The organism is Pseudomonas aphyarum, from assembly GCF_028657055.1.
Taxonomy (GTDB): Bacteria; Pseudomonadota; Gammaproteobacteria; order Pseudomonadales; family Pseudomonadaceae; genus Aquipseudomonas; species Aquipseudomonas aphyarum.
In genome coordinates, this window is record NZ_JAMDGS010000009.1 from 184,558 (window position 1) to 198,976 (window position 14,419).

The window sequence follows — 14,419 nt, forward strand, 5'->3', positions numbered from 1 at the left end:
TCGGGGCACTCAAGAAGGATTTTCATGCTCAAGACCCTCGCGGTGGCCAATTACCGCTCGATCAATAAATTGGTGATTCCGCTGGGCCGTCTGAACCTGATCACCGGCCCCAACGGCAGCGGCAAGTCCAACCTGTACCGGGCGCTGCGATTGCTGGCGGAAACCGCTCAGGGCGGCGTGGTCAATGCACTGGCCCGTGAGGGCGGACTGGACTCGACGTTCTGGGCCGGGCCGGAAACCATCAGCCGGCGCATGCGCAACGGCGAGGTGCCGATCCAGTCCACCGTGCGCCAAGGCGTGAAGCGCCTGCGTCTGGGCTTTGCCGGAGAAGATTTCAGCTATTCGATCGCCCTGGGATTGCCGGAACCAAGCCTCTCGTTTTTTTCCCTCGACCCTGAAATCAAAAAGGAATGCATCTGGGCCGGGCAGCTCTATCGTCCGGCCAGTCTACTGGTGGATCGCGACGGGCCGATGATCCGCACCCGTGAGGGTCGCAGCTGGGACGTGCTGGCCCAGCACACGCCGAACTTCGACAGCCTGTTCGATCAGGTCGGCAGCCTGCGCACCTCGCCGGAAGTGTTCCAGATGCGTGAGTTCATCCGCCGCTGGCGCTTCTACGATCACTTTCGCAGCGATGCCGACGCCCCGGTGCGCCAGCCGCAACTGGGCACGCGCACGCCGGTGCTGCACCACGACGGGCGGGATCTGGCGGCCGCGTTGCAGACCATCCGCGAGATCGGCGATCCCGAGGCGCTGCAGGCGGCGATCAGTGATGCGTTTCCCGGCGCACGGCTGAACATCGCGCCGTTGGCGGGCGGACGCTTTGCCATCGAGTTTTTTCAGGAAGGATTGCTGCGGCCGTTGTCAGCGGCGGAACTGTCGGATGGCACGCTGCGCTATCTGCTGCTGGTCGCCGCGCTGCTGACGCCACGCCCGCCGTCGCTGATGGTACTTAACGAGCCGGAAACCAGCCTGCATCCGGACCTGCTGCCGGCGCTGGCGCGTCTGATTATCCGGGTGTCGGAGCAGTGTCAGGTGTGGGTGGTGTCCCATGCCCGGCGCTTGATTTCGGCGTTGCAGGAAGACCCGGAATGCAATTGCATCGTGCTGGAAAAAACCCTCGGCCAGACGGGGATCGTCGGGCAGAGGGTTCTGGATGAGCCGGCGTGGAATTGGCCTGATTAAGTGTGTCAGTTGAAGAGCCCCTCACCCTAGCCCTCTCCCGGAGGGAGAGGGAACTAATTGGGGGATGCTCAAGAATTACGCCGACCTGAAAGTGCTTCTGTGAATCCATAATCGACTCGGTGTCTCAGGTCGATGTAACTCGCCAGACACCTCGGTCGGCTCCCTCTCCCTCCGGGAGAGGGCTGGGGTGAGGGGGTTGCTCTTCAGCCTCACCGCCGACCTGTCAGGCAATTAACCTTGCCACTTCCCGCCTTCGACAATCACGCTCTCCGGCTTGGTGTCATCGCTCAGCTCTTTACGCACGTATTGGTCATACAGCTTGAGCAGGTACTTCTCTTCGCCCAGCTTGGCCAGTTCGGTGTTCACCCAGTCGCGCAATTCAATGTTGCCCTTCTTCACCGCCGGTGCAATCGGCGCTTCGGCGCCAAGTTTTTCGTCCAGCACGCGGTAGCCCGGGTTCTGCTTGGCCCAGCTGAACAACACCAGATTGTCCTGCGCGTAGGCATCGCCACGGCCGTTGGCCAAGGCTTGCAAGGACTCGGAGTTTTTCTCGAACTTCAGCAGTTTCCAGTCCGGGTGGTTTTTGGTCAGCCAGATATCGGCGGTGGTGCCGGTGGTGACGATGGTGGTGCGGGTCGCCAGGTCATCCAGCTTCTTAACCTGGCTACCCTGCGGCACCAGCGCCTGCACCGCGACCTTGAGGTTCGGGTTGGTGAATTCCACCGCTTCCTTGCGCTCCGGGGTGACGGTCATGTTGGCGAGGATCAGGTCGACCTTGTCGCTTTGCAGGAACGGAATACGGCTCGCCGGTTCCACAGCCACGAACTCGACCTTGTTTTCGTCGCCCAGCAGATCCTTGGCGAATTGACGACCGATGTCGGTATCGAAGCCGACGTAACGCCCCGCTTCGTTGACGAAACCGAACGGCGGCTTGTCGGTGAATACGCCGACGATCAGTTTGTCGCGGGCCTTGATCTTGTCCAGGTAACCGGCCGGCGCGGTGCTTTCGCTGGCGACTTTCGGCTTGGCCGGTTCTTCGGTCTTGTTGCAGCCGGCCAGCAGCGCGAGGCTGATCAGCGGTAAAGCAAATAGGGCTTTGGCAGTTTTCATGGCAGTTCCAGTTCCTTGGTTTGAGACGTTGTGGGCGAAGTCGTTGAAGTCAGCGCTTCGACGTAGGAGAACTTCTCCAGGAACTGCTGCGCGCGTGCGGTTTGCGGGTTCGTAAAGAAAAGCTCGGGCGGGTTTTGTTCGAGGATGCGCCCGGCATCCATGAACACGATGCGATCGGCCACCGCGCGGGCGAAGGCCATTTCGTGGGTGACGATCAACAGGGTCATGCCTTCGCGGGCCAGGCCCTGAATCACTTCCAGCACCTCCTTGACCATCTCCGGATCAAGGGCGGCGGTGACTTCGTCGAAGAGCATCACCCGCGGGTTCATGCACAACGAACGGACGATGGCGATGCGTTGCTGCTGGCCACCGGAGAGCTGGCGCGGGAAGGCGTCGCGCTTGTCCGACAGGCCCACGCGTTCGAGCAATGCTTCGGCCTGCTGCTGTGCTTCGCGGCGTTCGCGCTTCTGCACTTTCAGCGGGCCGAGCAGCAAGTTGTCGAGCACGCTCATGTGCGGAAACAGGTGATAACTCTGGAACACCATGCCGATCTGCTGACGCACTTCGCGCCAGTCGGTGGCCTTGTCCAGCAGTTCGCGACCGGCAAATTTCAAGTGGCCGCTGTGGGCGGTTTCCAGGCCGTTCAGGCAACGCAGCAGGGTACTTTTTCCGCAGCCGCTGGGGCCGAGGATGACGATGACTTCGCCGGACTTCACTTGCAGGTCGATGCCCTTGAGCACCTGCTGTTCGCCGAAGAATTTGTTGAAGCCCTGAAACTCGATCAATGCGCTCATGCTTGCGTCCAGCGCCGCTCCAGCACGCGCGAGGCGGCCGACAGCGGGTAGCAGATGAAAAAGAAAAACAGGAACAGCGCGCCGTAGATCAGCACTGATTCGTAGGTGCGTTCGATGATCTGCTGGCCGACCTTGATCACATCGACGACACCGATCAGCACCGCCAGCGAACTGGTCTTGATGATCCGCGTGTAGACGTTGATGGTCGGCGGCGTCATGCGTTTCAGCGCCTGGGGCAGAAGCACGTAGCCGTAGAGCTGCGCCGCGTTCAGGCCGATCGACAGCCCCGCCTCACGCTGCCCGCGCGGCAACGAATGCAACGCACCGCGCGCCACTTCGCCCACCTCGCTGGCGCCCCACAGCGACAGCACCAACACCGCACACCAGAAGCTCGGCAGGCTCAGACCGAAGAAAATCGGCAGACCGAAAAACAGCAGGTACAACCAGACCAGCACCGGGATCGCCCGGAACAGTTCCAGATAGATCCGCAGCAGCGCGTTCAGCCACGTCACGTTGAGCGTGCGCAGCACACCGTAAAGCACGCCGCCGACGGTGCTGATGGCGATGCTCAGGAACGAGATCGACAGGGTCTGTCCGGCGCCTTTTGCCAGTTGCGGCAACGACACCCAGAGCAGTTCAAGACCCGAACTGGCCATGCTGGAGCCTCCTTTCCAGACGGCTCAACAGCAGCGACAGCGGCAGGAACAGCAGCACGCAGATCAACGTCAGCACGGCGAGCATTTCGTAGGTTTTGTAGTAGAGCGCGATGTAGCTTTTGGTGGTGTAGAGAATCTCCGGCACCGCCACCGCCGAGACCACGGTGGTCTCCTTGAGCAGGAAAATGAAATTGGCGAACAGCGACGGCAGGCTGAGGATCCCCGCTTGCGGCAGGATCACGTAACGCAGCAACTGGCCGTGGGACAGACCGATGGAGCGGCCCGATTCAAGCTGCGCCTGGGGCACCGCATCGACACCGGCGCGCAGCACTTCGGTGAGGTAGGCGCCGCCCAGAAAAGTCATGGTGATGATTGCAGCAGTGAATCCGGAAACCTTGATCCCAAGGGCCGGCAATGCGAAGTAGACGAAGAATAGCTGGATCAGCAGCGGCGTGTTGCGCGCCAGCTCCACATACAGCCCGACCAGTTTTTGCAGGTAAGGCGTGCGGAACACCAGAATCGTCGCATTGAGCAGCGCCACCAGCAGCGAGGTGCCAATGGCGATCAAACCGACCTGCAGCGTCACGCCCACGGCCTTGAGAAAAGCCGGCAGGGTGCTGAGGATAAATGCGTAATCGAAGGTCATGAAACATCCTGACGCCGCTCGGTAAGCGACGGTGGTGCAGTCCATGGACAGCGGGTAACTGTCCGGCAGGCACCGACTTTAAAGGTATAAGAAAAAGAATTTAAATACCGTTAAAGCATATTGATATCACGCAAAAAACTATCCTGCGGGTTTGCCCCGACAGAATAAGAAGGCTATTTTTCCTTTCGCTGTAGGACGGATCTTTTTTTCGTAAAAGCCCTCCAAGGACGAACAGCTTTTGGCCAGACTCCCCCGGCCGAACTCATAACAAGGAAGAAAACATGGACGTAAAAGTGCCGCAGCGACCGGACCCGCAGGATTTCGTGAAATGGCTGGTGGCCTTGCGCAGGGCGTTGAAACACACCGCGTAGATCAAACGCGAAAAGCCCCCTCACCCCAGCCCTCTCCCCCTGGGAGAGGGAGCCGACAGAAGTGTCTTTCGACAGACATCGACCTGAAAAACCGAGCCGATTATGGATTCGGTGAAGAATAATCAGGTCGGCGTACCTCTACAGCATCCCCCAATCAGTCCCCTCTCCCTCGGGGAGAGGGTTAGGGTGAAGGGGTGCTTTTGAGGCACACACAAAAACGCCGATGACCATCGCTGGTCATCGGCGTTTTTTTCAACCTTGAAGGGGGTTGCTGTTGCGTCGGATCAGAACGCCGGCAATACCGCGCCGTTGTACTTCTTCTCGATGAACGCTTTGACTTCAGGGCTGGTCAGGGCAGCGGCCAGTTTCTTGATGGCGTCGCTGTTCTTGTTGTCTTCACGGGCAACCAGGAAGTTCACGTAAGGCGAATCAGCACCTTCGATCACCAGGGCGTCCTTGGTCGGGTTCAACTTGGCTTCCAGCGCGTAGTTGGTGTTGATCATGTCCAGATCGACTTCTTTCAGAACACGCGGCAGCAGGGCCGACTCCAGTTCCTTGAACTTGAAGTTGTGCGGGTTCTTGGCGATGTCTTTTGGCGTGGCCAGGGCGTTCTTCGGATCTTTCAGCTCGATCAGGCCAGCCTTCTGCAGCAGGATCAGCGCACGACCGCTGTTGCTGCCTTCGTTCGGAATGGCGATGGTGGCGCCGTCCGGCAGTTCGGCCAGGGTCTTGTACTTGCTCGAGTAGCCACCGAACGGTTCAACGTGAACGCCTTGCACGGTCACCAGGTACTTGGCCTTGTCGTCCTTGTATTTGCCCTGGTTGAAGCTGTTCAGGTACGGCAGGGTCTGGAAGTAGTTGGCGTCCAGACGCTTCTCGCCCACCTGTACGTTCGGCTGTACGTAGTCGGTGAAGACCTTGATTTCCAGATCCACGCCTTCTTTGGCGAGGGTCGGCTTGATCAGTTCGAGGATCTCGGCGTGTGGAACCGGCGTCGCGGCAACCACCAGTTTCTCGCCGGCCTGGGCCAGGGAAGCAGTCAGAGCAGCCGCCAATGCGGTAAACAACAGAACCTTTTTCATGCAGTGTCCTTATCGAAAATCGGTCGTCATCGACGACGGCATTAATACGTGTGCCAGCGATGTGCTACTGCTGGCGTGAAGCGGACAATACCGGGATTTTTTATTCCCGGACAATAACGTTTATTCAGCTTCATATTCCATTTTGTTCATGTTGAACAAAATGGTTACAACGCCTCGCTCAGGCTCAACAGCAATTCTTTCAATGCCTTACGTTCGTCGGTAGTGCCGTTGAGGCTGATGCTCGCCACCTGACGTTCGATCTGAACCAGCGGCCCAGACACCTCGGGCAGGTTCAGGTGTTCCGGCAGGATTTCGTCGCCGGTGCTCACCAGCAGCGCAAAATGAATGACGTTTTCCAGCTCCCGGGTGTTGCCCGGCCAGCTGTGCTGTTCCAGCACCTGCTGCGCCGCTTCGCTGATCAGCGGCACCGGCAGATCCAGACGCTGGCTGTAGATGCCGAGGAAGTACTCGGCCAACGACAGAATGTCGCCGACCCGCGCGCGCAATGCCGGCAGTTCCAGATGCCCTTCGCTGAGATAGTGATAAAGCCGCTCGTGGAATTTCCCCGCCGCCACCGCTTGCGCCAGATCGATGCTGGTCGCAGCGACCAGACGCACGTCCACCGGGCTCGGTTGATGCGCACCGACACGGGTGACTTCGTGATTTTCCAGGGCGGAAAGCAATTTGATCTGGATCGGCAGCGGCAGGTCGCCGATCTCGTCCAGGTACAAGGTGCCGCCGTTGGCCGAACCGAACCAGCCGGCGCGACTGCTGGCCGATCCGCTGTAGCTGCCGGCGGCGTAGCCGAACAATTCGGCATCCGCATACGTCGGGCTGATCGCGCCGCAGTTGACCGAGACAAACAACCCGCTGCGATCACTGGCGCGGTGGATGTGGCGGGCGAGCAATTCCTTGCCGGTGCCGGTCTCGCCGCGAATCAACACCGAGATCGAGCGCGGTGCGAGTTGGGCCATTTCCTCGCGCAACTGGCGCGAACGTGGATCGACGAACACCAGCGCCTTGGCGCGGATGCTCAGGGGACTTTTTTCCGCATCGGGAAAGGTCAGCAACGGCTGGCCGAAGGTTTCAAAACTCATGGCAGACTCCCGCCCCAAATCGCCGGGAGACGGGGGCGTTGAAAAAATAAAAGTGGTCAGGCACGGCGCCGGGCGTGGTGTTCCATGCGGTTTTGCAGGCGATACAGATAAGCGAATCCCTGCTCCCAGCGTTGATGCCCGGACTTCACGTTGATATGGCCGGCGCCTGCGAGAATCCCCGCCTCGGCGCCCCAGTTGCGCGCCAGTTCCAGCGCACGCGGCGCACTGACGGCGGCGTCGTTGTCGGAGCTGACGACCTGACTCGGGAAGGGCAGCAGATCGGTCGGGATCGGTGCAAAATTGCGCAGTGCCGGCACGCACGCCGGGCGCTCGACATCTGCCGGAGCCACCAGCAGCGCCCCGCGCACCTGACGCAAATGATGCAGTGGCGCGGTGGCCGCCCAGTGCGCAACGGTGATGCAGCCGAGGCTGTGTGCGATAAGAATCACCGGCGAGCTGTCGGCGGCAATCGCCTCGGCCAGCGCCGCGACCCAGTCTTCACGACGCGGCGTCAGCCAGTCGGCCTGCTCCACCCGCGCGCTATTGGGCAGGCTGTTTTGCCAGTGGGTTTGCCAATGATCTTCTGGCGATCCTTGCCAGCCCGGCACAATCAGATAACGGATTGATTCGTTGCGCATGGGGGAGCTCTCCTGCGTCGTGTCTGTTCCTGAACGAGTATAGGGACGGGATTTATATTCGTTAAGGAATAAGAAGCTATTTATTAAGACCTGAAAAGAATATTAAGCAACAGACAAAAAAGGGGCCGCACCCTGCCAAGGAGACGGCCCCGGAAAAACGTGAAACCCTTATCGTGCAGTGATCACCGACAGCTTGGTGATGCCCGCCCGCTCAATCGAAGCCATGGCTCGCGCCACTTCGCCGTAATTCACCCCGTCGTCGGCCTGCAATTGCACGCGCACTTCCGGGTCCTTGGCCTTGGCCGACTTGAGGTTGAACTCCAGCAGATCCGGCTGGATTTCGTCCTTGTTGATAAACAGTTTTCCAGCACCGTCGATACTCACCACCAACGGGTCTTTCTGCTCGACCGGCGCCACCGCTTCGGTCTTCGGCAGGTTGATCGGTATCGCGTTGGTCAAAAGCGGCGCGGTGACGATGAACACCACCAGCAGCACCAGCATCACGTCCACCAGCGGCGTCACGTTGATCTCGCTCAGCACCTCGTCGCTGTCTTGAGTGGAGAAGGCCATATCAGGACGCCTCCTTCACTTTTGTTGCGTTGCCCTGGGCCGCTGCCTTGTGCGCGGTCGGGTGGATCAGCACGCGGAAGGAGCTCTTTTGCGCCAGGCTGTAGAAGTCGTGGGCAAAGTCGTCCAGGTCCGCCGCCGTCAGTTTCAGACGACGCAAAAAGTAGTTGTAAACCAGCACCGCCGGCACCGCGACCGCGATCCCCACCCCAGTGGCGACCAGCGCTGCACCGATGGGACCGGCGACCGTTTCCAGGCTCGCCGAACCTGCCGCGCTGATGCCTTTCAACGCTTCCATGATTCCCCACACCGTGCCGAACAGACCAATGAACGGCGAAGTGCTGCCAATACTCGCGACCACCGCCAGACCGGTTTCCAGCGAACGGCGCTCGCGGACGATCTGCTGGCGCAAGGCACGTTCGAGGCGATCCTGATGGTTGATCGCCTGGCTCAGGTCATTGGCCTGCGGCGCCTCGCCCACCTGAATCGCCGCATAACCGGCCTGTGCCACCCGCGCTGCGGCGCCGGGCTGGGTTTCGCTCAACTCGGCGGCGGAGTCCAGACTCGACGCCGCCCAGAAGCGCTTGTGAAATTTGCGGTCCTGCGCCTTCAACCGGCCGAACTGCAGCGCCTTGAGCAATGCCAGGCCCCAAGTGGCGACAGAGAAGACCACCAGCAGCCAGATCACCGCGCTTTCGATGGATTCCAGTGGAGATGCCAGTAACGTCATGATGTGTTCCCTCGTGTAAACGTTTAGCGCGAAATTGGTTTCGGTTTAATGAATCTTGAAATCGATGGGTACGCTGACCCAGCCGTCCTGGGCGACATCACCCTGCTTGGCCGGCACGAAGCTCCAGCGCTTCACGGCGTCCAGCGCCGCGTCGTCGAGCTGTTGCCGGCCACTGCTTTTCTGAATCTGGATCTCGCCCGGTTTGCCGCTGGCCAACACGTGCACCCGCAACAACACCGTGCCTTCCCAACCGCGACGCTGGGCCAGCGACGGATATTCCGGCGCCGGGTTCTTCAGGTACGCGGCGTTGGCCGAGGCCGGGGTCACCGGAGCAGGCGCCGGTGGTGCAGGTGGCGCTGGTGCAGCGACCGGGGCCGCCGGTTGTGGCGGAGCCGGGGGTTGCTCGACGGCTTTTGGCGCCGGTTTCGGTACGGGTTTAGCGACCGGCTTCGGTTTGGGAATCGGCTTCGATTTTGGTGGTGGCTTGGTTGCCAGTTCGTCTTCCACCGGTGGCGGTGGCTCGACCACAGGTGCCGGTGGTGGCGGTACAACCACAGGTGGAGCCGGTGGCGCCGGACGCGAAAACTCGATGGTCATCGGTGGAATTTCCGGTGGCACGATCGGCAGCGCCGGTGTCGGATGCTGGTTGATCCAGTAGATCACCGCGCCATGCACCACCAGCGCCAGAACGCCGAGCAGAATCGTTTCGCGGCGGCTCAGAATGCCCTTGGGCGCGCGCTGCAAACGCAGCTGCCCCAACGGCACGCGATGGGGCCGGCCGAGATCGACCAACTCGCCGCTCGGCGCCTGGCGCCACAGCACCTCCTGTGCACTGGCGGCGGTCTGGACATTGCCCATTGATTTACTCCCTGCGGTCTCTTTGCGTTTTTTCGCGTAGCCGATTCGCCGCTTGTTGAATCCCCCACGGCGTGATCGATGGGTCAATCATTGGGCTAGACGCTTATCTCCGAAAGTAATCTTTCATGTTATGAATAGACGTTTATGGAATATATAAAACGGTCATTTCCGCCAAAGCCACGGCCCGCAAGGCTTCCAGCGATTCGCCGGAATCGACATGCTTTCCCGGCATAAAAAGTATTCATCCAAGGCATCGGGTTATCGATGACCCGGGATTCAGTGACAACTAATACCAAGTCGATAGTTGACGAGATTTTTAAAAGGCAAATAAAAAGGCCGATGCATGTTTAATGCATCGGCCTTCGATTTACGGAATTTCTTATTGCTTCAGAAATTCGCCACCCAAGTTCACAACTTCACCATCGAAGTTCACGCGGGAGCCGGTAGCCCGGAGTTTCGCGTAGTTGTGATCAGGCGAAAACAGCGTCCAGGTCTGATAACCACTATTTCCGTTCTGAGCCAGCACCGCGATTGTGGTCGGGTTGCCGGTGCTGTTCTGGAAGTGGTAGTTCCCGTAACGGATGTCGTAATTCACGCCACCCTGGCTGAGGGTGCCGCTGAAGCTGCCATTGGAATCATTACCGTCGGTGATAACCAGCTTGGCGCCAGAGTTGGCATTTACATAAGTGCCATTAATGCTCGACATAACGAGATTTCCTTTATCGTTGGATAAGTGTCTTCCGATGAGAGCAAGTTTCCTCCTGGAAACTCACGACACTCAGGATGGTTGGACATTCATTTATTGTCCACGCGACTTTTCAACGAAATTGCTATATGCACTGTTCATGTCGCTCATAACTTATTTCGATTCGGAAGACTCTTAATAACTAACGACTGGCATTGGTTTGTTGCACACCAATGGCCGGCGCAATCACTGCCGTTTCCGAGCGCGGCGTACCTGCCGGCACCCAGTCATAACTCACAGGAAGGGCCCGATAGACCCAGTTGCTGATCGCGTCGCTGCCCGGCGCCTTGCCCAGATAAGGGCTGACGTATTCCCAGACGTTTTCACCGGTGGCTGTCACCTGGAAGAACCGCCCGTTCATGCCTTCATCGATCAGCGTATTGCCGTTGGGCAAGCGCCGCGCGCTGCTGATGAACGAGCTGTAAAACGCCCACCCCGGCTGCTTTGAATTGGCCGCGCTGTACTGCCAGACGATTTCATTTTTCACCGGGTCGATCTCCAGCACCCGCGAACCGGAAATCAGCCCCAGCGTGACGTTCGGGTAACCCGCCGAACCCTGGTTGTCGAACACCAGCAGATTGCCCGCGCCGGGCAGTCCGGCCGGGATAATGTGCGCGTCATGCTGGCCGACGAACTGATCCACCGGGCTCGGGATTTTCTGCGCGGTTTTCGGATTGGCCAGCGGCAGATTCGGCCCCAGGCGCCAGACCACCTTGCCGCTGTGTTTGTCGATGATCGCGATGAAGTTGGCGTTACGCGAATCGATCAGCAGGTTGTCCGGATTGAAGCGCTTGTCGCCGGCATCGAACCATTTGTTCGGCCCGACCAGGCTGAGGTTGTTGATGTGCAGATAATCCGGATTTTCACTGGCGCGAACCAGCTTCAACTGCTCGGCGGTGAAGCCGAATTCGTTCAAGTGATCCGACGCCAGCCACTGCCATTTCACCTCGCCGGCGGGGCTGACTTCGTAGATCGCATCGTCGATCACCTCGGGCACTTTGAAGCCTTTGACCTTGTGTACCTTGTTCGCCAGCACCACGGTGTTGCCGTTGCTCAGGCGACGCTGATCGTGATGCTGTTGCGCGGCGCCACCGGGGGCCTTGTCGCCCCACTGCCAGACGACTTTGCCGTTCCAGTCCAGCTCGCCGACGCTCTGATTGCCGAGACCGTTACCAGCGGAACCGAGCTTGCCCGGATCTTTTTCGCTCAGTTGCAGCAACACATGGCCGCGCTCGCCACCGACCAGTTGAGGGTCGATGATCGCCGACGGGAAACCCGACTGCGGCCAGTTCTTGACCTCGTTGCCGTTCATGTCGATCAGGTGCGTCTGCTTGTCGGCACCGCTGAAGATCACATACTGATTGAAGGCCTTGGCCGGGTCGTAACGGGTGACGCCGGTGGGGTAGACGCTGGGTGCGGCGAGCGCCCCGGCACTGAGCACTGCGCCGGACAACAACACCGGTAAAGCGGTTTTGATGCGCAACATGATGCAGCTCCTTGAAGGATCGATCAGAAGTCGTAGCGACCGGTGACGCCGAGAGTTCGCGGCGTGCCGAGCAGGCCTTCATAGCCGCCGTTGCCGCCGGTCCACAGGGTCGTGTAATAGGTTTTGTCGAAGGCGTTTTTCAGCCACAGCGAGACGTCCCACTGCCCCTGATTGAAATCGCCGCGCAGGCCGGTGGAGAGATTGACCACCGCGTAACTCGGGATCTGGCCGTAGTCGGAATCTTCCACCGTACCGACTGCTTTTGAGCGAAACGCGTAGCTGCCGGTGACGTAAGGTTGCAGGCCGTTATCCAGATTCCATTCGTACTTGCCGTTGGCGTTGCCGATCCATTTCGAGGCGCCGACCACCTGATGACCGCTGAGGTCGCACGAGGCCGGAGCACCCGGTGCCTGGCTGACTTCCGGCGGGCACGGCGCGTCCTTGTACGAGAGATAGCTGACGTCGTTGTAGGAGCCGTTGAAGTTCAGCGTCAGGCCGCGCAACGGGATCACGGTGCTCTCGAACTCCACGCCGCGCGAGCGCACTGAACCGGCGTTGGTCAGGTATTGCACCCGGTTGACGTCGTCGTAGGCGTTGGTCTGGTAGGCGTTGACCTGAGTCCAGAACACGTTGGCGTTGAGCTGCAAACGGCGATCCCACAGTGTGCTCTTGAAGCCGAGTTCGGCGTTGTTGGCGCGCTCGGTGCCGATCAGCAACGAGTCGGCGCCAGCGGTCGGTGCCGAGCCGACCACAAGGTTGACCCCACCGGATTTTTCACCGTGAGACAAGGTGGCGTAGCCGAGCAGATCATCGGTGAAGCGATAGCTGAGGTTGAGCAATCCGGACGGGCTGGAGCTGTACTGGTTCAGGTCGCCGGAATCGTAGGCGCCGGTCCGGCCGCGTCGCGCGGTGGCTGCGGCACCCGTGACAGCGGCGCCACCGACCGGCGCATCACGATTGACCCAGGCGTTCTTCTCTTCATAGGTGCCACGCACCCCGGCGGTGAAATCCAGACGCGGGGTCAGATGCCAGGTGCCTTGGGCGAACAGCGCGAAGCTGTCGGTCTTGATATGGCCACGGCCGACACTGTTGACGTTGGCCAGCGCACCCCGCGGCGTGCCGTTCCAGATGTCTGCCTGCGGGCCGTAATAGGCGAAGGATTTGTTGTCCAGATCCGATCCGAAATAGTAGGCGCCAAGGACGTAATCGAAGAACTCGCCCTTGGGCGACGCGAGACGAAATTCCTGGGAATACTGTTTGTCCTCCACCGACACCCCGGCGTTGTAGGTCGCCGGCACGTTGAGGCCATCGTCGTTGCGCGGGGTGAAATTCCAGAAGCGGTACGAGCTGACCGAGGTCAGGGTGAAGTCGCTCGGCAGGGTCCAGTTGGCCTCCACCGACGTGCCGCCCTGATGCACGGTGACGTGCTGGTCGTTGTCCAGATTGACCTTGCGGTGCGAGCCGTTGACCAGCGTCGCGCCGGCAGCGGCGGCGCGGGCCGAGTAGAGATTGACGCCGTTGATGGTCGGCCCGGTGTTGTACAGCACGCGCGTACCAGCGCTGGAGTCCTCTTCGTTGTAGTCACCGATCCAGCGCAGATTGAAGTTTTCGTTGGGCTTGAACAGCAGTTGCGCCCGGAAGCCGTCGCGGGATCCGCCGTTCAGATCATGGCCGTTGAATTCGTTCTTGATGTCGCCATCGCTTCGGGTGCGATAGGCCGACAAACGCCCGGCCAGCACATCGTTGAGCGGCCCGGAAATCGTGCCCTTGGTCTGGAAATAACCGTCCTCGCCGACCGAGGTTTCGATGCTGCGTTCCGGGGTGAAACTCGGCGCGCGGGTGCTGATGTTGATCACCCCGGCGGTGGTGTTCTTGCCGAACAACGTCCCTTGCGGCCCGCGCAGTACTTCGAGTTGTTCGATGTCCATCAGGTCGAACACCGCCATCCCCGGGCGCCCCAGATAAACGTTATCGATGTACAGCCCGACGCTGCCTTCCAGACCGTCACTGGCCGGGTTGTTGCCCAGGCCCCGGATCGACACGCTGGACTGGCGCGCATGCATGTAGGCGACGTTGACGCTGGGCACCAGTTGCTGCAGATCCTGAATCCGGTAGACCCGTTGCGTCTCCAGAGTCTGGCCGCTGACCACGCTCATGGGCGTCGGCACGTCCTGAGAACTTTCTTCGCGACGGCGGGTGGTGACGGTCACGGTTTCCAGTTGCGAAGTGGCGGTCGCGGTCTTGCCTGCCGGGGCCGGCACAGGGATTTCCGTTTCCGCAGCGTAGCCGTGGGTCCAGCTGGCACTCCCCGCCAGCAACAGGGCCAGAGGCAGACGTTTGAGCCGTCGTGGCGGCGGCGGTGAAGCGAGGTTCAACGGACTCATGGGGCTGCTCCTGGTCAAAAAACACGCAGACATCTTCCGTGCCGCATATTCTTTTAAGTTATTTATTTAT

14 protein-coding genes are annotated in these 14,419 nt (G+C 60.1%); 1 reads left to right on the plus strand and 13 read right to left on the minus strand.

Features of this window, described 5'->3' with window-relative positions; genetic code table 11:
• Positions 1–24 precede the first annotated feature (24 nt).
• Positions 25–1,185, plus strand: a complete 1,161-nt coding sequence (locus M5G18_RS13675; RefSeq protein WP_273897919.1) for an AAA family ATPase — start codon at positions 25–27, stop codon at positions 1,183–1,185.
• Positions 1,186–1,416: 231 nt separating this feature from the next.
• Here M5G18_RS13675 and M5G18_RS13680 read toward each other — a convergent pair whose 3' ends face one another.
• The 13 genes from M5G18_RS13680 to M5G18_RS13740 form a co-directional block, all read right to left on the minus strand.
• Positions 1,417–2,295, minus strand: a complete 879-nt coding sequence (locus M5G18_RS13680; RefSeq protein WP_273897918.1) for a transporter substrate-binding domain-containing protein — start codon at positions 2,293–2,295, stop codon at positions 1,417–1,419.
• Positions 2,292–3,089, minus strand: a complete 798-nt coding sequence (locus tag M5G18_RS13685; RefSeq protein WP_273897917.1) for an amino acid ABC transporter ATP-binding protein — start codon at positions 3,087–3,089, stop codon at positions 2,292–2,294. The genes M5G18_RS13680 and M5G18_RS13685 overlap by 4 nt, the downstream gene beginning before the upstream one ends.
• Entirely contained in the window at positions 3,086–3,745 is a 660-nt protein-coding gene (locus tag M5G18_RS13690; protein ID WP_007952770.1) for an amino acid ABC transporter permease, read from the minus strand. Before M5G18_RS13690 ends, M5G18_RS13685 begins: the two co-directional genes overlap by 4 nt.
• A complete protein-coding gene (locus M5G18_RS13695) occupies positions 3,726–4,391 on the minus strand; it encodes an amino acid ABC transporter permease (protein WP_007918712.1) in 666 nt (221 codons plus the stop codon). Before M5G18_RS13695 ends, M5G18_RS13690 begins: the two co-directional genes overlap by 20 nt.
• A gap of 655 nt (positions 4,392–5,046) precedes the next feature.
• Positions 5,047–5,844 carry a MetQ/NlpA family ABC transporter substrate-binding protein gene (locus tag M5G18_RS13700; protein ID WP_007952772.1) on the minus strand — a complete coding sequence of 266 codons (798 nt, stop codon included), beginning with the start codon at positions 5,842–5,844 and terminating at the stop codon, positions 5,047–5,049.
• Positions 5,845–6,008: 164 nt separating this feature from the next.
• Positions 6,009–6,941, minus strand: a complete 933-nt coding sequence (locus tag M5G18_RS13705; RefSeq protein WP_273897916.1) for a sigma 54-interacting transcriptional regulator — start codon at positions 6,939–6,941, stop codon at positions 6,009–6,011.
• Positions 6,942–6,997: 56 nt separating this feature from the next.
• Positions 6,998–7,579, minus strand: coding sequence for an alpha/beta hydrolase (locus M5G18_RS13710; protein WP_007952774.1), 582 nt, complete (start codon positions 7,577–7,579; stop codon positions 6,998–7,000).
• A 168-nt stretch (positions 7,580–7,747) separates the two neighbouring features.
• The gene (locus M5G18_RS13715; RefSeq protein WP_003220570.1) at positions 7,748–8,149 is read right to left on the minus strand and encodes an ExbD/TolR family protein; all 402 of its coding nucleotides are present in this window, start codon (positions 8,147–8,149) and stop codon (positions 7,748–7,750) included.
• 1 nt (position 8,150) lies between these two features.
• Positions 8,151–8,876 (minus strand): MotA/TolQ/ExbB proton channel family protein, encoded by a 726-nt coding sequence (locus M5G18_RS13720; protein WP_007952775.1) that lies wholly within the window; start codon positions 8,874–8,876, stop codon positions 8,151–8,153.
• A gap of 45 nt (positions 8,877–8,921) precedes the next feature.
• Entirely contained in the window at positions 8,922–9,734 is an 813-nt protein-coding gene (locus M5G18_RS13725) for an energy transducer TonB (protein WP_273897915.1), read from the minus strand.
• A 379-nt stretch (positions 9,735–10,113) separates the two neighbouring features.
• Positions 10,114–10,440: a hypothetical protein gene (locus tag M5G18_RS13730; protein ID WP_039764506.1), complete on the minus strand. Its 327-nt coding sequence runs from the start codon at positions 10,438–10,440 to the stop codon at positions 10,114–10,116.
• A 181-nt stretch (positions 10,441–10,621) separates the two neighbouring features.
• Positions 10,622–11,965, minus strand: a complete 1,344-nt coding sequence (locus tag M5G18_RS13735) for an aryl-sulfate sulfotransferase (RefSeq protein ID WP_273897912.1) — start codon at positions 11,963–11,965, stop codon at positions 10,622–10,624.
• A 23-nt stretch (positions 11,966–11,988) separates the two neighbouring features.
• Complete coding sequence (locus tag M5G18_RS13740) at positions 11,989–14,349, minus strand: TonB-dependent receptor (RefSeq protein ID WP_273897910.1); 2,361 nt, start codon at positions 14,347–14,349, stop codon at positions 11,989–11,991.
• Positions 14,350–14,419: the final 70 nt, after the last annotated feature.